Raw genomic sequence first — 16,359 nt, 5'->3', positions numbered from 1 at the left:
AGGCGATGAGACAAGGCTTCAAATTCTCGGGAGGATAACAATGAACGAAGCACCCCGCATCCGGCCGGAACGGAACGTCGAACTCGGCGCCAGCAACGAGCCGTTCCAAAATCTGCACGAATTCGTCCGGAAGGCGCGTGCCAACCTCAACCAGAATGCCTGGGACTACATCGTCGGCGCCGCCGAGACAGAGACCACGATGCGCCGCAACCGCATGGCGCTGGACGAGATCGCCTTCCGCCCGCGCGTGCTGCGTGACGTCCGCAAGGTCGACGGCTCGGTCGAGCAGTTTGGCCGCAGGATGCGCCTGCCGGTGGTGCTGGCCCCGGTCGGCGCGCTCGAGATTTTTGACCCCGATGGCGCCGCGAGCGTCGCGCGCGCGGCCGGCACCTTCGGTGCGGCGCATATGCTGAGCTCGGTGTCGGAGCCTGGTCTGGAGAAGACCGCCGAGGCTGCCCCCGATGCGCTGCGCCTCTACCAGCTCTATGTCCGCGGTGACGATGCCTTCGTCGCCGATGTCGTCGCCAGGAGCGAGAAGAACGCCTACGCCGCGTTCTGCCTGACCGTGGACACCGCCCATTACAGCCGTCGCGAACGTGACATCGCCAAGCGCTATGTTCGCGAGAGCCGCCTGCGCGCCACCGGGGGCGACTACCAGAAGGGCCTGGAGTGGCGGACCGTGAAGATGATCAAGGACAAGTTCAAGATACCCCTGATCCTCAAGGGCATCGCCACCGCCGAGGATGCGCTGATCGCGCTCGACCATGGCGTCGAGTGGATCTACGTCTCCAACCATGGCGGGCGCCAGCTCGATCACGGTCGTGGCGCCATGCATGTGCTCCCTGAGATCGTCGAGGCCGTGAAGGGCCGCGCCAAGATCATGGTCGACGGCGGCTTCTGCCGCGGCACCGACATCGTCAAGGCGGTCGCGGCGGGCGCCGACCTCGTCGGCATCGGCCGGCTGCAATGCTGGGCGCTGGCGGCGGCGGGCGAAGCCGGCGTCACGCGGATGCTGGAACTGCTGGAGGACGAGGTGCTGCGCTGCCTCGGCCTGTTGGGCGCCACATCCTTCGCCGAGGTCAGCAAGTCCTGCCTGCATCCGGCGACCGCGACCAATGCGCCGGGCGTGTTCAGCGCGTTCCCGCTGTTCGATCACGACCCCTACCGGTACTGAATGAAAGGATGCAGGTGACCTCGCTCTCTCCCGGCAGCGCCGATGCGCTTCTGTTCGATCTCGGGCGCGTGGTGCTCGACATCGATTTCTCCAAGGCGATCGACTGCTGGGCGGGACATGCCGGCTGCAAGCCCGAAGCCATCGTCGCGCGCTATGTGCGCGACGAGGCCTACCGGCTGCACGAGGTCGGCAAGATCAGCGACGAGGACTATTTCGCCTCGCTGCGCACCTCACTCGGGATCGGCATTTCCGACGCGCAGTTCCTGGAGGGCTGGAACGCGGTCTTCGCCGGCGAGATGCCAGACATTGCCGAGCTGTTGCCGCGCGCGGCGCGGCAAATGCCGCTCTACGCCTTCTCCAACACCAACCGGCCGCACGTGGACTATTTCTCGAAGGAATATGCCGACCTGCTCGGCCATTTCCGCGAGGTCTACCTGTCCTCCAGCATCGGCCTGCGCAAGCCGGACGCGGAGGCTTTCGACCATGTCGTGGCCGCCATCGGCGTGCCGGCCAACCGGATCGTATTCTTCGACGATCTTGCCGAGAACATCGAGGGAGCCCGCGCCCGCGGCTTGACCGCGGTGCATGTGACCTCGCCCACCGATGTCGGGAACGCCTTGAAGGCACTCGGGGTTTGACGTTGGGGGCCGGTTCGGCCCGTCGCTGGGGCGCGCCGGTGCTGGACCTAATTTGGCGCAAAATGAGGAACCCAATCACTTTGTGCAATTTTGTACGGAGTTCCCGGAACGAATACCGGCTTCCGGACTCATGAGTCCGTTGGGAATTCTACATCAGGCTTATCGTCGTGTTGGGCAAAACCTACCTCACCAAGCAGGCCTCGCTGCTGATGAAATACGCCAGAACCACCTCGGATTCTGAGCTCTCCGCCAAGCTGATCAGCAAGGCCGCCGACCTGAAATCGCAGGCCGATCCGCTGCCCGACAAGGATCAGAGTCCCAAAGCGCCGGACGTCAGTCCGGACGAGCAGCCGGGGAGTTGACCGATGCTGGCCGTGGCACTCGTCCTTCTCGTCCTCGCCATGGCCATCCTCGTCCCGGTCTGTCTCGCCTTCTGGATCATGCCGCGGCGGACTTGACGTCTATCCCTCACTGCAGAGCGGACAACGCAGGATGAATCATCCTGCGTGATCGCCTTTTTGCCTCTGCGCCTGCACTCGGCTAGAACTCTCGCCGCCGATTTGCCCGAACGGGGCGCAGCTGGAGTTTTCACCCGTGGCCCTGATGCCGGTTTCTGACGCGCTTGCCGCGGTGCTTGCCGGCGCAGAGCCGCTGCCTGAAGAAATGCTCGCCCTCGACCAGGCCTTCCAGCGCGTGCTTGCCCACGACGTCGCGGCGCGGCGCACCCAGCCGCCGCAGGCGATGTCGGCGATGGATGGCTATGCGGTGCGTGCGGCCGACGCCGCCAAGATCGATTCCCAGCTCACCGTGATCGGCGAGGTCGCGGCGGGGCGGCCGTTTGCAGGATCGGTCGGCGCCGGCGAAGCCGTGCGGATCTTCACCGGCGGCGTCGTTCCCGACGGCGCAGACGCGGTCGTGATCCAGGAGGACACGGTTGCGGACGGCAGGCGCATCACGATCAAGGAAGCGGCCGTGACGGGACGACACATCCGCCCCGCCGGTGTCGATTTCAGCGAGGGCGACGTGCTGCTGCGCAAGGGCATCCGGCTGACGGAGCGCGACCTCGCGCTCGCCGCCGGCATGAATCACCCGTTTCTACCCGTCCACCGCCGCCCGAAGGTCGCGATTCTCGCCACCGGCGACGAGCTGGTGATGCCGGGCACCACGCCTGGCCCCGGCCAGATCGTCTATTCCAACGGCTATGCCCTGCACGCGCTCGCCCGCAGCGAGGGCGCCGATACCGTCGATCTCGGTGTTGCCGCCGATACCCTGGACGCCACCACCGCGGGCATACGCCGCGCCCGCGCGAGCGGCGCCGACATCCTGATCACCACCGGCGGCGCCTCGGTCGGCGACCACGATCTGGTCCAGCAGGCGCTGAAGGCCGAGGGCACCGCGATGACGTTCTGGAAGATCGCGATGCGGCCCGGCAAGCCGATGATGCATGGAAGGTTGGCGGCGATGCGCGTGATCGGCCTGCCCGGCAATCCCGTGTCATCCTATGTGTGCGCCTTCCTGTTCATGGTGCCGCTGATTCGGGCGCTGTCGGGCCGCTCCGTGATTCACCATCGCCGCGAGCGCGCGGTGCTGGGCCGCGACGTCGGCGCCAACGACCAGCGCGAAGATTATCTGCGCGCACGCCTGGAGACGCGCGACGACGGCACGCTGATCGCCCTTCCCGTCAATCACCAGGATTCCTCGCTGCTTGCGAATCTCGCTGCGGCACAGGCACTTCTCGTGCGCGCGCCGTTCGCGCCGAAGGCCGAAGCCGGCACACCTTGCGAGGTGCTGCGCCTGCCGGTCTGAACGCGCTGGCCACACGCGTGACGCGAACTTTGTCGCGTTCACGGTAAATTAAGCAGTTGCGGAACATGTATCGAACATATAGTGTCCGTTCATGATTTGTTTCGAGCATGCAGCGGCTTATCGCTGAATTCAGCGTCTCGGAATCGAACGACATCAACCGGGGGATTTTGGTCGAGATGTTAACGCGCAAACAGTACGAGCTCCTGCGGTTCATCAGCGAGCGACTGAAGGAAAGCGGCGTACCGCCCTCCTTCGACGAGATGAAGGACGCGCTCGATCTGCGCTCGAAATCAGGCATCCATCGCCTGATCACCGCGCTCGAGGAGCGCGGCTTCATCCGCCGCCTGCCCAACCGCGCCCGCGCCATCGAGGTGATCAAGCTGCCCGAGCTGCAGGCGGCCGCCGGCAATCGCCGCGGCTTCACGCCGAGCGTCATCGAGGGCAATCTCGGCAAGGTCCGCACGACCTCCAGCCCGCCTGCGGACGAGGGCGAGCGTCCCGTCGCGGTGCCGGTGATGGGCCGGATCGCGGCCGGCACGCCGATCGAGGCGTTGCAGACCCGCAGCCACACCATCAGCGTCCCGCCCGATATGCTCGGCTCGGGCGAGCACTACGCGCTCGAAGTGCGCGGCGATTCCATGGTGGAAGCCGGCATCCTCGACGGCGACATGGCGCTGATCCAGCGCAACGAGAGCGCCGACACCGGCGACATCGTGGTGGCGCTGATCGACGACGAGGAAGCGACCTTGAAGCGCTTCCGCCGCCGCGGCGCCTCGATCGCGCTCGAGCCCGCCAATGCGGCCTATGAGGTGCGCATCCTTCCGCCGAACCGGGTCAAGATTCAGGGCAAGCTGATCGGGCTTTATCGGAAGTACTGATACCGCAAGTACTAGGCGCGCTGTCCGCGCGCTTCGATCGGCATCGCCGACTAGAGATCGGAGCGGATGATTGTCCGCTCGCGCTGGATAGTCTTTCTGGTTTCGCGCAGATTATCCGGCCCCTCCTCCGGCGCTACATCCTCGCCACGCCGCACGAAGCAGCACCGCTTCGGAAAGGCTTTCGGTTCGAGGAGATGCCATGCGCAAGATCATCCTGAGCACAGTAGCAGCGGCGCTGATCGCAGCATCAGCATCGCAAGCCGTTGCCGCACCATCGCACCGCCATGCCCGTAAGAACGTGGCCAAGGAGACGGCCAAGGAAACGGCAATGAGCGAGCAAGTCCGCAACGCGCGCAATGCGCTCACGCAACCATCGCAACCGGTCTGGCCATACTCCGGTTGGTCGGCGCCGGCTGGCCGCTGAGCTGGCCACTGATACGCCCACCGAATGCACGAAAGCAGGCTTTGTTCCCGGGGGATTCGGGAAAGATAATGTGATCGCACGCTGCGGCAGCGAGCCGCAGATTTGCCTATAACCGGGCAGACGCTATGATGCTTCCACTCTGATAGAGGCCTGCGCCTCGTAAGACAGAGGCGCGGGTTGCTATCTCCGCATGAGGAGCACCCACGATGTGTGACTACAGCCTGCATGCCGTCGCATCGCGCCCTGCCGAGGTCGGCGAGACGATCGTGACGACAACGTTCCGCGGCACCTCGACGCGCGGCTTTGCCTCCGCGGCCGATCCGACCGTCGCGGTCTGCCTGCTGCCGGGAACGGAGCTCGCCTTCGCCGACAACGTCCGCTACGACAATCGCTGGATCTGGACGCGCACCGTCAACTCGCGTGTCGGCAAGTTCGGCAAGATTGATCCGCACATTCCCGATCGCCATCATGACGCGATCGAATTCCCCGACGGCAAATACGTGCTGGTGACTCAGCTCGTCGAAGGCCAGCAGGCAACCGTGCTGCAACTGCCCGTGACCCAGCCGCTCGGCGAGCGCGAGCACAAGCCGCAGGTCAGTGCCGAGAACCGCCCGACGACGCCGCGTCTGCCGATCGGTTGAAGCAGATATCCCCGGCCGCCAGGTCGGAGCCCGGAATTGAGATCGCCATCGCCGGCCGCGGCCGGCGACGTGGTGTTGTTTGTGTCTCTCGATATCCCACCTTCCCGTCGCACGAAGTTTGCGCGGCGCTGCCTGAATTTTGAACGTCCGTTTCACAGGCAAATGGCCGATGCTGTTCCGGCTTGGGACGGCGGACGGACTCGATGAAAACCTTCATTCGTGTCGTTGAACTCTGGGTGCCCGACAGGACGCGCATGCGTCTGGAATTCGGCGGCGGCCTCTACGGCGAAGGGCTGTCCGCGTTCAGGGCTGTGAGCGAAGATCTGCACTTCGGATATGACGAGGGGCTCCCCGGCAAGGCCTGGGCGTCCGGCCACCCGGTGATCCTCACCAAATTCGCCAACTCCTATTTCAAACGGACCGACCAAGCCCTTGCAGCCGGTCTCACCTGCGGCGTCGCGGTGCCGGTCTTTGCAGGCGAATTCCTGCAAGCGGTGATGGTGCTGTTCTGCGGCGACGACGAGGCGCATGTCGGCGCCATCGAGCTCTGGCACAACGACGCCGATACGTCCCACGAGATGAGGCTCGTCGACGGCTACTATGGCACCGCCGACATGTTCGAGTTCAACTCCCGCCACACCAGGTTTCCGCGCGGCTTCGGCCTGCCCGGACGCACCTGGAAAGCGGGCCTGCCGCTGATCATCAAGGACCTGCACAACGCCAAGAGCTTTCTGCGCTGGGAGGACGCGGCCGAAGTCGGGATCAACCTCGGCGTCGGCATCCCCTACCGAGCCGGCACTGAGAAGACCTGGGTTCTGACATTCCTCTCCGCGCAGGCAACGCCGATTGCGCGGCGCTTCGAGATCTGGGTGCCGAACGAGATTCGTTCGGCGCTGGTCTTCCACGCCGGCGACTGTGGCGCGCAGACCGACCTCACCGCGCTCTATGCGAACAAATCCATCGCCAGGAGCGAGGGCAGCATCGGCGGCGCCTGGGCCACAGGCATGCCCGCGCTCAATGACGATCTCGCGCATGACGGCTCGATCTCCGGCTCCGAGGCCCAAACAGCCGGACTGAGCCGGATGGTGGCGCTACCGGTGATCGGAGGTGCGGGACTCGACGCCGTGCTGGCCTGGTACTTGTAGCCGATCTGCTCAGTCATCGGCCTGCAAGTCGGCCTCGGACGGCGTTGCGTCCCGGTTGCGGAGCGTCGCCGCCTGCGGCGCAAGGCTCGTCCCGAAATCAGCCTCGCTCGCGATCGCCGGCGACCATGGACGGTCCGTGCCCCTCGCCTTCACTGCCTGGACCGCGAAGCCGTCGCCGCGATGTGTCAGGGCGAGCGCTCCTTGTGCGGCAAGACGCTGCCGGTCGACCACCATCGCCGCGCAATCCGGCGGCGCGGGCCTTGCCGTCACCACCAGTGCAGCGCGACTGCAATCATCCGCCAGCGCGTCGATCCGAAGGGACAGCGCCACCAGCCGCCCGTCGGCGAGCGGCGTGACGCAGCCGGCCTCGTCGCATGACCCGCCGTCAGCCAATGCGGCACTGCCGGCCTCGCGCGCATCGGCGTCGGCGGCGAGCCACTCCTTGAGCAGAAAACCGTCCTTGCTGGCCCTGATCAGATGCAGGCGCCCGTCCCTGCCCCGCACCGCGACGCTCTGGCCGTCCCCGGCAATCAGAATGTCGGGCTGGCGCGCCGCGAGGCCCCAGAGGATCGCCGCCAGCAGCACCACGGCGCCGGACCAGCGCAGCGGCGTGCGCACAAACCCATCACGATGACCCCGCAGGCTCGCCGCGATCAGCGGGCCTATGCCGAAGGCCGGGATGCGGCCGACCGCGCCTGGCAAGCCCGCTACCCAGCGCGAGACCGCGATCATCCAGTCGATGCCGATCCCCATCAGCCACCAGAACACGCCGTCGAGCCCGAACGGTGCCGCAAGCAGGCCCAACAGCCCGGCCGGCATGACCAGCGCCGAGACCACCGGCATGGCGCCGAGATTGGCGAGCACGCCGAACGGCGTGACGCGGTGGAAGTGGAAGGCGGCGTAGGGCGTGGTCGCAAGCCCCGCGATCAGCGAGGCCAGGAACAGCATCGCGATCTCGCGCCCGCCCCACAGCGCGATCCGCGCGGTCGTGGAATGCTCGGGCGAGGCAAACAAATTGGGCATGCCGATCTGCACCAGCGCAACAAGTCCCAGCGTCGCGGCGAAGGACATTTGAAAACTCGGATGCACAAGCGCTTCCGGCGCGACCGCGAGCACGATCAGCGCTGCCACGGCCAGCGTACGGAACGTGATGGCGCGGCGGTCGACCATCACTGCGATCAGCACCACCGCCGTCATGAAGAACGATCTTTGCGTCGCGACTTCCGCGCCCGACAGCAGCAGATAGAACGCCGCCGCGACCAGTGCCGCGGCCGCCGACCATTTCTTGATGGCGAAGCCGGCCGCAAGCCGCGGAATCAAGGCCAGCAGCGCGCGCACGGCGAAGAACACGACGCCGGCGACGACCGCCATGTGGTAGCCGGAGATCGACAGCACATGCCCCAGCCCCGAGATGAACATGGCGTCATTGACGGGCGTCGAGATCGCATCGCGCCGACCGGTCAGCAGCGCCGTCGCGATGGCGCGATTGTCGCCCTCGAGCGTCGCGCGGATGCGCGCGTCGATCGCATCGCGCAGGCCCTGCATGAACGCGGCATAGCGCAGCCGCAGGCCACCGGTATCCGGTGGCACGGACGCCGTGATCGCTCCCATCACGAAGCCGGAGGCGCCGATGCCCTGGAAGAACATGTCGCGCGAGAAATCGTAGCTGCCGGGTCGCACCGGCGAGATCGGCGGCAACAACCGCGCCTTCAGCTGCACGAAGCTGCCGACCTCGGGCGCGGTCCCCTTGCGCACCGACAAGCGCACGCGCTCGAGTTTTACATCACTGCGCTGCGCCTCCATCGCGGTGACACGAAGGACAAAACGGTCGGTGCGCTCGCGGATGTCGCGGTCTCGACGAAGCCCGACAGCGAGACCGAATAGAGCGGCTTTGCCAGCACCGTGTGCGCGATACGCGCCGTCTTCCAGGTCGCCACGGCCAGGCCGGCCGCGACCGTCGCGATCAGGAGCGCAGGCGCAAACCACCGGCTCCGCCGCAACAGGACCGCACCACAGATGAGCGCGACCGCGGTGGCGGCAACGACCCACAGCACCGGCTCATGATCGGCCGCGAAGTACAGCGCGATGCCGCCGCCGAACGCGACAGGCACCCACGGCAACAGCCGCCCGGCCAGCCGCCCGGCGCCGCCTCCGCCGCGCGCCCATTCGCCCAGCGTCTCGACGATCGCGGGCCAAAGGCCGGAGCCCGCCGGCGCAAAGCCGCCCGCCGAGGCGGTTCGGCCCGTCGGCCAAGTTCCCGCGATCCCTTGCGAGACACGCTGCGGCCGGCCCGGCTCCGCCATCCCCTAGCACCCTGCGATACGCGACGGGTGCCGAGGCTACCGGAACGTGCAGGCGGACGAATGAGGATTATATACTTGGCACCACACGGTACAGGATATAGAATCGGCGCTGTCTCCGGTGATTTGCCGGAGGCTGGCGCGCCCGGTGTCACGGAAGCCATGATCGACGCTGGCGTCAGGTCGTGGCAGGCATGGAATGATGACCCTGATGATTGGTCCGTAAGAAGTCTAGTAAGGCGAGTTTATCTTGCCATGCGAGACCCGGAACCTGTGGGTTCGGATAATGAAAATCGCAAATAGCCCCGTTCAGATGAGCTAGGTCTGATGCGAGGTCTTCTAGTTCGCTGAGAGAGAAAAGTTGGACGATATCGCGTTTGGCCTTCGTATCTCTGCCGGAGATTTGCAGGTAGAGCGTTGCTTCGGGCTCCATGGCCGGATCATCGTGTTTTACAATGACTCTCAGGTCTATTTTCCCGTGTACAATGAGATTGCGCCGCGGCTGGAGAAACTCCGCCCAAGATGTAATCCGCTTGAGATGGATGGCGATCAGAGGATAATAGCGAAACGCGCAATCCGCTTCGGCTCGAAAGCGAGTTAGTTTCTTGTCGAAGAAAATGCGTTCCCACGGATCGTTTTGTGTTCCATTTGCTACTACCATTGCCTTTAGCATTTGCATGAAGGATGCCTCGAACTGAGCCCAAATGGTCGCGATCTGTCCGATGGATGGCAAAAACTCTTGCGGTATGGGCGCCCAGGCTATCGATCCTCGCAGATTGCGGATTGGCGGCGCTCCGACGAGCACCTCTAACCTGCGACCACCGTCATCAAATAGCGTCCATGTTGCTGACATGCGGAGGCCTCAATGGGAATGAACGCAGATGACAAGTTCAACGAGAAAGAAGCTCAAGAGCGTTTTGAAGCTGCGCTGCGAGGCGCGCTGAAAACGCCGCATGAGCCGTTGAAGGAAAAGCCGAAGGTCCGCGCGGAAAAACCCGCGAAGAAGAAGCCCGGCAAATAAGCCGGGCTTCGATGTTACTTCTTCCGCTTCGGCGGGGAGGACTTTGACGGACGATGTTCGGTCTCAGTCGTTTTGGGGTGCGCTTTGACGTATTCCTTGCTCACAAAGCGCCCGCTATCTGAGTTACGCCTAACAATCTTGGTACCACCCTTAGCCATTGAGAAAACTCCTTGAGTAATGTGGTGCAACTGAACGCAAGCGAGCCCGACGTGTGGCAGTGCCAATGTGGCAGCCATACGTTTTGGCTCTATTCATCCGGCGTCGCTTGTTGCTCTGAATGCGAGACGGATGCTCTGGAAATGACGGGTTGCTGGCATGTGCCAACAGGCAGCAGCCCGAATCATCAACCGGAAGCTGTGATCTTAGCGTTCCCGGATGGCGTCAATCGATGAATCTTCAGCAGTTCCACTGAATTCACCGGGTGCGCCAGTATTTTACCCGGATCGGCGGTTTCGGTGGGTAACGCTTCGCTCGCCACTTGAGGAAGCGGCGAGCCAGCCGTTTGAAGTCATGCTTAGTGAGATTGACGATACGTCAGACGCTTGCCGGCCGCACCCTTGACGGCAAGGTCTGCACGTTCCCCGTCCTCGACGCCGAGCGCGGAGCGGTTTGAGTAGCGGAAGTCGAATTCCGCGAGATAGCGATGCAGGTGCTTCTCAGCGCAGTGCTGATAGACGCCCTTCATGCCGCGCTTGAAGATCGAATAGTAGCCCTCGACCGTGTTGGTACTGATGTCGCCGCGAACGTACTCGTCCTTGGAGTGGTTCACGGTCTCGTGGCTGAGGCCCTCGACTTCGGCAATGTACTTGTAAGCGTTCGCTTCGTCGGTCATCAGGCGCGCCTCCTTGCTGAGGTTGGCGCGGATGATCGGCAGGATTTCGCCAGCGCGAACGCCGTCAATGTGGAAGCTGCGAGCGGCGCCGCCACGCTCCACCAGAGTGAGAACAACGTTTTTGTTAGCCCAAGCGTAACGGCCCTTCTTCGGCATGCCTTTGAGGCGGCCGTAGAAGGTCTCGTCAACCTCAACCGGCTTGCCTCCGCCCCCCATGGGCGGGAGGAGCCCGCCAGCGCGCATCGCCTCCCGAATGCGATGGGTGAGGAACCAAGCCGATTTGTAGGTGATGCCGAGCGTGCGGTGGAGCTGATGGGCGCTCATGCCCTTCTTGCTCGACGCCATCAGGTAGAACGCCTGCAACCAGACGTGCAGCTTGATATGGCTGCTTTCCATCACGCTCTTGGTCGTGACGGAGAAGTCCTTGCGGCATTCCTTGACGCGGCAGCGGTAGACGCCGGGCTTCTTGGTAAGGAACGACTGATTGACCACGCCACAGTGCGGGCACACGCGCTCAGCGCCCCAGCGGAGACCTTCAAGGTACTCGCGGGCGGCTTCGTGGCTCTGAAAGTGCGGCGCGGTGAACGTAGACATAGGCCCCAATCCCCAAAGAATGCGGAGATTCTAGGGATTGGGCCTTGTGGTGTCAAGTATATAATCGCCGGACGAATAGCGGTACGGATCGGGAACGAACGGAGGCCCGCCTACTTTTCCTCTTCCATGGTCACGGCGACATCCGCTTTCGCCGACAGGCGCACCTTGTTGCCTTCGACGTCGGCAACGAGGCCCTTGTCGATGAAGTGATGGTGCCCCTTGTGGCTGCCCTCGCCGCTGTCCTTCTTGGTCAGCTTGATGCGATTGCCCTCGACCCGGTCGACGGTGCCGATGTGGACGCCGTCGGCGCCGATGACTTCCATATGCTCTGCGATGTTCTGCATGGCGGATCCTTGGTTGGGAATCCATCTCAACGCAGCCGACGCGCGTTCGTTTCCATCGTCATTCCGGGACGCGCCCCTTGGCGCGAGCCCGGAATCCATAACCACGAGCCGGGGTTATGGATTCCGGGCCTGGCCCTTCGGGCCATCCCGGAATGACGGAGCCAATGGAATACGGTGCGCTAGATCAGCGGCAGCTGCGACGAGGCGTGGTGATTGACGATCTTCCACTCGCCGTCCTCGCGCATGATGACCCAGCTCATCTTGACGATGAGATCGTCCCGCTCGCCTGCGAGGTCGAACGTGATGGTGGCCGCCATGTTGATCAGGTCAGGGCCGGCCTGCGCCGCGTTCACCTCGGAAAAGGCCGCAGATGGCTTGCGCCAGCGCGGCAGGCCGTTGAAGTAATCGGCAACGCCGTCCCTGCCCCGATAGAGCTTTGGATTCGAGCCGAAGAAGAAGGCATTCTTCGCATAGAGCGACGACAGCGCGCCGGCGTCGAGCGTTGCGAAGCCGGCGCACCATTTCGCGATGATGGCGGAAACGATGGCGTCGGCTTCACTGCTCATCTCAGATCCTCAGCCTTTAGCGACTTCCTTCGCGAACGTATCACGCAGGCCGATGGTGCGGGAGAACACCGGCTTGCCCGGCGTCGAGTCCTTGTCGCGCACGAAATAGCCCTGGCGCTCGAACTGCATCGGCTCCATCGAATTGCTCTCGGCGACCGATGCCTCGACCCGCGCATCGGAGAGGATCTCCAGCGAGTTCGGATTGAGATCGGCCGCGAAGTTCGAGGCGTCCGGGCTCGGATTGGCGAAGAGCTGATTGTAGATGCGGATTTCCGCCGGCTTCGATGCCCCCGCCGGCAGCCAGTGCATGGTCGCCTTGACCTTGCGGCCGTCGGGCGCGTTGCCGCCCTTGGTCGCCGGGTCGTAAGTGCAGCGCAGCTCCACGACCTCGCCCTTGTCGTTCTTGATCACGCCGGTGCACTTGACGAAATAGGCATAGCGCAGGCGCACCTCGTTGCCCGGCGACAGGCGGAAGAACTTCTTCGGCGGGTTCTCCATGAAGTCGTCCTGCTCGATATAGAGCTCGCGGCCGAACGTGATCTTGCGCGTGCCGGCTGAGGGATCGTCGGGATGATTGATCGCCTCGAGCTCCTCGGTCTGCCCTTCCGGATAGTTCTCGATGACGATCTTGAGCGGCCTCAAGACCGCCATGCGGCGCTGCGCCGTGCGGTTCAACTCCTCGCGGATGCAGAACTCGAGCATGCCGACATCAACGACGCTGTTGGCCTTGGCCACACCGATGCGCTTGACGAATTCGCGTAAGGCGGCCGGCGGCACGCCGCGGCGGCGCATGCCCGCCACGGTCGGCATGCGCGGATCGTCCCAGCCGGCGACATGACCGTCGCGGACGAGCTGGGTCAGCACGCGCTTGGACAGCAGCGTGTAGGTCAGATTGAGCCGCGCCATTTCGTACTGGTGCGGCTCGGACGGCACCGGCAGCTTCTCGATGAACCAGTCGTAGAGCGGCCGATGGTCCTCGAACTCCAGCGTGCAGATCGAATGCGTGATGCCTTCAATGGCGTCCGACTGGCCGTGGGCGTAGTCGTAGCTCGGATAGATGCTCCACTTGGTTCCGGTGCGCGGATGGTGCGCATGAAGGATGCGGTAGAGCACGGGATCGCGCAGGTTGATGTTGCCCGAGGACATGTCGATCTTGGCCCGTAAAACGCGGGCACCGTTCGGAAATTCACCGGCCTTCATGCGGCGGAACAGGTCGAGGTTTTCGTCCACACTGCGGTCGCGGAAGGGCGAGTTCTTGCCAGGCTCGGTCAGCGTGCCGCGCGAGAGGCGGATCTCCTCCTGGGTCTGGTCGTCGACATAGGCGAGCCCCTCGCGGATCAGCTGCTCGGCCCATTCGTACAGGCGGTCGAAATAGTCAGAGGCGAAGAACAGGTTCTTGCCCCAGTCGAAGCCGAGCCAGCGCACGTCGGCCTGGATGGAATCGATATATTCCTGCTCTTCCTTGACCGGGTTGGTGTCGTCGAAGCGCAGATGGCAGCGGCCCGGAAACTCCTGGGCGATGCCGAAATTGAGCGCGATCGACTTGGCGTGGCCGATATGCAGGTAGCCGTTCGGCTCCGGCGGGAACCGGGTCACGATCTCCTTGTACTTGCCCTGATCGAGGTCGGCCTGGATGATGTCACGAATGAAATCGCGCCCAACCTCGCCTGCCACCGGTTCTGTCATTACGAAAATCCTGTAGGGAAATCAGCGGCCCTTCTGCCAAATTCGTGCCGAAAGGCCAAGCCCCATGCCAGCCCCCCGATCAAACTTCGGCGATCCTGGTGCGGACGCGTTCGACAAAGGCCGCCCGGGACGCCGGGGTGGAACGATCCATATCGTAGTGCGCCAGATAGAACGAGCGAACACCGGCGCCGCACATCGGCTTCAGCGCACGAAACAGGACCTTGCGGCCGGGGTCTTGCATGACAATCCGGGTCAGCCACCAGGGCGAGCCGTAGCTGGTCACGACGCCGAACGTTCGAATGTTGGTGAGCAACGGCCTGATACGCCCGCCCTTCAGATCGTGGGTAAACGCCGTTCCTGGCGCCCAGACCCGGTCAAAATAGCCCTTGAGCATGGCAGGCATCGAAAACCACCAATGTGGGAAGCAGAAGATGATGCCGTCGATGCGCCGCAAATCCGCAATGAGGCGTGCCACCGCATCCTCGGTATAGGAGCCCTGATAGTAGCTACGCCGCTCCGCCTCGGTCATCGCGGGGAAGAAGCCCTCACGGTAAAGGTCGGTCGCGATCACCTCATGCCGGCGCTTCAGCGTCGCGACGATGGTTTGGAACAGCGCGTGATTGTAGCTGTCCGCGAGTGGATGGCTATGAACCACCTGGATTAGCATTGGCAAAATCTCCCAACCCTATGATACACGGTCGCCCCACACCTTGACCGTCCCAGCTCACTATCGAATGACCACACCTCAAATCGTCACCCGCTTCGCTCCCTCCCCGACCGGCTTCCTCCATATCGGAGGCGCCCGCACGGCGCTGTTCAACTGGCTCTATGCGAAGAAGCACGGCGGCAAGATGCTGCTCCGGATCGAGGACACCGACCGGGAGCGCTCCACGGAAGCCGCGATCGGCGCCATCCTCGACGGCTTGAGGTGGCTCGAGCTCGGCTGGGACGGCGAGGTCATCTACCAGTTCAGCCGCGCCGCGCGCCACCGCGAGGTCGCCGAGCAGCTGCTCGCCGACGGCAAGGCCTATCGCTGCTACGCCACCGCCGAGGAGCTGACCGCAATGCGCGAGAAGGCGCGCGCGGAGGGCCGCACCCGCCTCTATGACGGCATGTGGCGCGACCGCGACCCGGCAACCGCGCCTGCCGACGTCAAGCCGACCATCCGACTGCGCGCCCCGCAGACCGGCGAGACCGTGATCGAGGATCAGGTCCAGGGCCGCGTGGTCTGGCAGAACGAGAATCTCGACGATCTCGTGCTGCTGCGCGGCGATGGCAACCCGACCTACATGCTCGCGGTGGTGGTGGACGACCACGACATGGGCGTCACCCACGTCATCCGCGGCGATGACCATCTGATCAACGCCGCCCGCCAGAAGCAGATCTATGATGCGATGGGCTGGGCGCTGCCGAGCATGTCCCACATCCCGCTGATCCACGGCCCGGACGGCTCAAAACTCTCCAAGCGCCACGGCGCGCTCGGCGTCGATGCCTACCGCGCCATGGGATACCTCCCGGCCGCGCTGCGCAACTACCTCGTCCGGCTCGGCTGGAGCCATGGTGACCAGGAAATCTTCTCGACCGAGGAGATGATCGCCGCGTTCGATCTCGCCAATGTCGGCCGCGCCGCCGCCCGGTTCGATTTCGCCAAGCTGGAAAACCTCAACGGCCACTACATCCGCAATGCCGACGATCAATCGCTCGTGAAGATGTTCGAGGACGTGCTCGACCACGTCGTGCCGGCCCGCGACGATATCAAGGCCAAGTTGAACGACACCACGCGGGCGCAACTGCTCAAGGCCATGCCGGCCCTCAAGGAGCGCGCCAAGACGCTGATCGAGCTGATCGACGGCGCCTATTTCATCTTCGCCGACCGGCCTCTGGAGCTCGATCCCAAGGCGGCCGCCCTGCTCACGCCGGAAAACCGCAAGCTGATCGGCCAGCTTCATTCCGCGCTGGAGAAAGTCGACACCTGGAGCGGCGCAACCACCGAAGCCGCACTGCGTACCTTTGCCGAGGAAAAAAGTCTCAAGCTCGGCGCGGTCGCCCAGCCCTTGCGGGCGGCGCTGACCGGCCGCACCACGTCGCCTGGTATATTTGAGGTTTTGGACGTGCTGGGACGCCAGGAGAGCCTTGGCCGTCTTAAGGATCAGGCCAAGGAATAGTCTACGACGTAAGTAGGCCATGGCTGCCATGATCTTGCAGCGCACACAGCAATAATATACCCATCTCCCCCGTACCTTCTGGAATATCCGGCCTGCCCCACCATGTCATCGGGGCCTTCCGGGTCCGGCCCGTTTCACCATACAT

At 64.0% G+C, this 16,359-nt stretch carries 16 protein-coding genes and 1 pseudogene; 10 read left to right on the top strand and 7 right to left on the bottom strand.

Annotated features, from left to right (window positions below; genetic code table 11):
* Nucleotides 1-40 precede the first annotated feature (40 nt).
* The 8 genes from FOM02_RS11015 (at nt 41) to FOM02_RS10980 (ending at nt 6,706) form a co-directional block, all read left to right on the top strand.
* On the top strand, nt 41-1,174 hold the full coding sequence (locus tag FOM02_RS11015) for an alpha-hydroxy acid oxidase (protein WP_027559398.1): 1,134 nt from the start codon (nt 41-43) through the stop codon (nt 1,172-1,174).
* An 8-nt stretch (nt 1,175-1,182) separates the two neighbouring features.
* Nucleotides 1,183-1,812 carry an HAD family hydrolase gene (locus tag FOM02_RS11010; protein ID WP_027559399.1) on the top strand — a complete coding sequence of 210 codons (630 nt, stop codon included), beginning with the start codon at nt 1,183-1,185 and terminating at the stop codon, nt 1,810-1,812.
* 167 nt (nt 1,813-1,979) lie between these two features.
* Nucleotides 1,980-2,174: a hypothetical protein gene (locus FOM02_RS11005; RefSeq protein WP_027559400.1), complete on the top strand. Its 195-nt coding sequence runs from the start codon at nt 1,980-1,982 to the stop codon at nt 2,172-2,174.
* Between the two features lie 232 nt (nt 2,175-2,406).
* The gene (gene glp, locus FOM02_RS11000; protein ID WP_027559401.1) at nt 2,407-3,618 is read left to right on the top strand and encodes a gephyrin-like molybdotransferase Glp; all 1,212 of its coding nucleotides are present in this window, start codon (nt 2,407-2,409) and stop codon (nt 3,616-3,618) included.
* A gap of 176 nt (nt 3,619-3,794) precedes the next feature.
* Nucleotides 3,795-4,496 carry a transcriptional repressor LexA gene (gene lexA / locus FOM02_RS10995; RefSeq protein WP_027559402.1) on the top strand — a complete coding sequence of 234 codons (702 nt, stop codon included), beginning with the start codon at nt 3,795-3,797 and terminating at the stop codon, nt 4,494-4,496.
* 199 nt (nt 4,497-4,695) lie between these two features.
* Nucleotides 4,696-4,920: a hypothetical protein gene (locus tag FOM02_RS10990; RefSeq protein WP_027559403.1), complete on the top strand. Its 225-nt coding sequence runs from the start codon at nt 4,696-4,698 to the stop codon at nt 4,918-4,920.
* Nucleotides 4,921-5,126: 206 nt separating this feature from the next.
* Complete coding sequence (locus tag FOM02_RS10985; RefSeq protein ID WP_027559404.1) at nt 5,127-5,561, top strand: hypothetical protein; 435 nt, start codon at nt 5,127-5,129, stop codon at nt 5,559-5,561.
* Nucleotides 5,562-5,764: 203 nt separating this feature from the next.
* Nucleotides 5,765-6,706: a GAF domain-containing protein gene (locus FOM02_RS10980; protein WP_027559405.1), complete on the top strand. Its 942-nt coding sequence runs from the start codon at nt 5,765-5,767 to the stop codon at nt 6,704-6,706.
* Between the two features lie 9 nt (nt 6,707-6,715).
* On the opposite strand, the pseudogene FOM02_RS10975 reads toward FOM02_RS10980, so the two are convergent.
* A pseudogene (locus FOM02_RS10975) lies at nt 6,716-9,009 on the bottom strand (ComEC/Rec2 family competence protein).
* A 175-nt stretch (nt 9,010-9,184) separates the two neighbouring features.
* On the bottom strand, nt 9,185-9,859 hold the full coding sequence (locus tag FOM02_RS10970; RefSeq protein ID WP_265441768.1) for a hypothetical protein: 675 nt from the start codon (nt 9,857-9,859) through the stop codon (nt 9,185-9,187).
* 12 nt (nt 9,860-9,871) lie between these two features.
* Between FOM02_RS10970 and FOM02_RS10965 the strand changes: the two genes are divergently transcribed.
* Complete coding sequence (locus FOM02_RS10965) at nt 9,872-10,027, top strand: hypothetical protein (protein WP_265441767.1); 156 nt, start codon at nt 9,872-9,874, stop codon at nt 10,025-10,027.
* 514 nt (nt 10,028-10,541) lie between these two features.
* On the opposite strand, the gene FOM02_RS10960 is transcribed toward FOM02_RS10965, so the two are convergent.
* The 5 genes from FOM02_RS10960 to FOM02_RS10940 all read right to left on the bottom strand — a co-directional run bounded on the left by FOM02_RS10960 (nt 10,542) and on the right by FOM02_RS10940 (nt 14,716).
* Complete coding sequence (locus tag FOM02_RS10960; protein ID WP_265441766.1) at nt 10,542-11,453, bottom strand: IS1595 family transposase; 912 nt, start codon at nt 11,451-11,453, stop codon at nt 10,542-10,544.
* Nucleotides 11,454-11,563: 110 nt separating this feature from the next.
* A complete protein-coding gene (locus FOM02_RS10955; protein ID WP_027559407.1) occupies nt 11,564-11,797 on the bottom strand; it encodes a DUF2171 domain-containing protein in 234 nt (77 codons plus the stop codon).
* Nucleotides 11,798-11,976: 179 nt separating this feature from the next.
* Nucleotides 11,977-12,363, bottom strand: coding sequence for a nuclear transport factor 2 family protein (locus tag FOM02_RS10950; RefSeq protein WP_027559408.1), 387 nt, complete (start codon nt 12,361-12,363; stop codon nt 11,977-11,979).
* Nucleotides 12,364-12,372: 9 nt separating this feature from the next.
* Nucleotides 12,373-14,049, bottom strand: a complete 1,677-nt coding sequence (locus tag FOM02_RS10945) for a glutamine--tRNA ligase/YqeY domain fusion protein (RefSeq protein WP_027559409.1) — start codon at nt 14,047-14,049, stop codon at nt 12,373-12,375.
* Nucleotides 14,050-14,128: 79 nt separating this feature from the next.
* Nucleotides 14,129-14,716, bottom strand: coding sequence for an NAD(P)H-dependent oxidoreductase (locus tag FOM02_RS10940; protein ID WP_027559410.1), 588 nt, complete (start codon nt 14,714-14,716; stop codon nt 14,129-14,131).
* A 67-nt stretch (nt 14,717-14,783) separates the two neighbouring features.
* Here FOM02_RS10940 and gltX point away from each other — a divergent pair, with 67 nt between their 5' ends.
* The gene (gene gltX / locus FOM02_RS10935; protein WP_027559411.1) at nt 14,784-16,214 is read left to right on the top strand and encodes a glutamate--tRNA ligase; all 1,431 of its coding nucleotides are present in this window, start codon (nt 14,784-14,786) and stop codon (nt 16,212-16,214) included.
* Nucleotides 16,215-16,359 lie beyond the last annotated feature (145 nt).

The sequence above is a fragment of the Bradyrhizobium sp. SEMIA genome, assembly GCF_014844175.1.
GTDB lineage: Bacteria > Pseudomonadota > Alphaproteobacteria > Rhizobiales > Xanthobacteraceae > Bradyrhizobium > Bradyrhizobium arachidis.
This window is presented reverse-complemented; position numbering and strand designations above follow the sequence as displayed.

Bases quoted from the DNA above. Each gene is read 5' to 3' on its own strand.
- FOM02_RS11015 (WP_027559398.1), top strand. From the start codon at position 41: ATGAACGAAGCACCCCGCATCCGGCCGGAACGGAACGTCGAACTCGGC.
- FOM02_RS11010 (WP_027559399.1), top strand. From the start codon at position 1,183: ATGCAGGTGACCTCGCTCTCTCCCGGCAGCGCCGATGCGCTTCTGTTC.
- lexA (WP_027559402.1), top strand. From the start codon at position 3,795: ATGTTAACGCGCAAACAGTACGAGCTCCTGCGGTTCATCAGCGAGCGA.
- FOM02_RS10990 (WP_027559403.1), top strand. From the start codon at position 4,696: ATGCGCAAGATCATCCTGAGCACAGTAGCAGCGGCGCTGATCGCAGCA.
- FOM02_RS10985 (WP_027559404.1), top strand. From the start codon at position 5,127: ATGTGTGACTACAGCCTGCATGCCGTCGCATCGCGCCCTGCCGAGGTC.
- FOM02_RS10980 (WP_027559405.1), top strand. From the start codon at position 5,765: ATGAAAACCTTCATTCGTGTCGTTGAACTCTGGGTGCCCGACAGGACG.
- FOM02_RS10970 (WP_265441768.1), bottom strand. From the start codon at position 9,859: ATGTCAGCAACATGGACGCTATTTGATGACGGTGGTCGCAGGTTAGAG.
- FOM02_RS10965 (WP_265441767.1), top strand. From the start codon at position 9,872: ATGGGAATGAACGCAGATGACAAGTTCAACGAGAAAGAAGCTCAAGAG.
- FOM02_RS10960 (WP_265441766.1), bottom strand. From the start codon at position 11,453: ATGTCTACGTTCACCGCGCCGCACTTTCAGAGCCACGAAGCCGCCCGC.
- FOM02_RS10955 (WP_027559407.1), bottom strand. From the start codon at position 11,797: ATGCAGAACATCGCAGAGCATATGGAAGTCATCGGCGCCGACGGCGTC.
- FOM02_RS10950 (WP_027559408.1), bottom strand. From the start codon at position 12,363: ATGAGCAGTGAAGCCGACGCCATCGTTTCCGCCATCATCGCGAAATGG.
- FOM02_RS10945 (WP_027559409.1), bottom strand. From the start codon at position 14,049: ATGACAGAACCGGTGGCAGGCGAGGTTGGGCGCGATTTCATTCGTGAC.
- FOM02_RS10940 (WP_027559410.1), bottom strand. From the start codon at position 14,716: ATGCTAATCCAGGTGGTTCATAGCCATCCACTCGCGGACAGCTACAAT.
- gltX (WP_027559411.1), top strand. From the start codon at position 14,784: ATGACCACACCTCAAATCGTCACCCGCTTCGCTCCCTCCCCGACCGGC.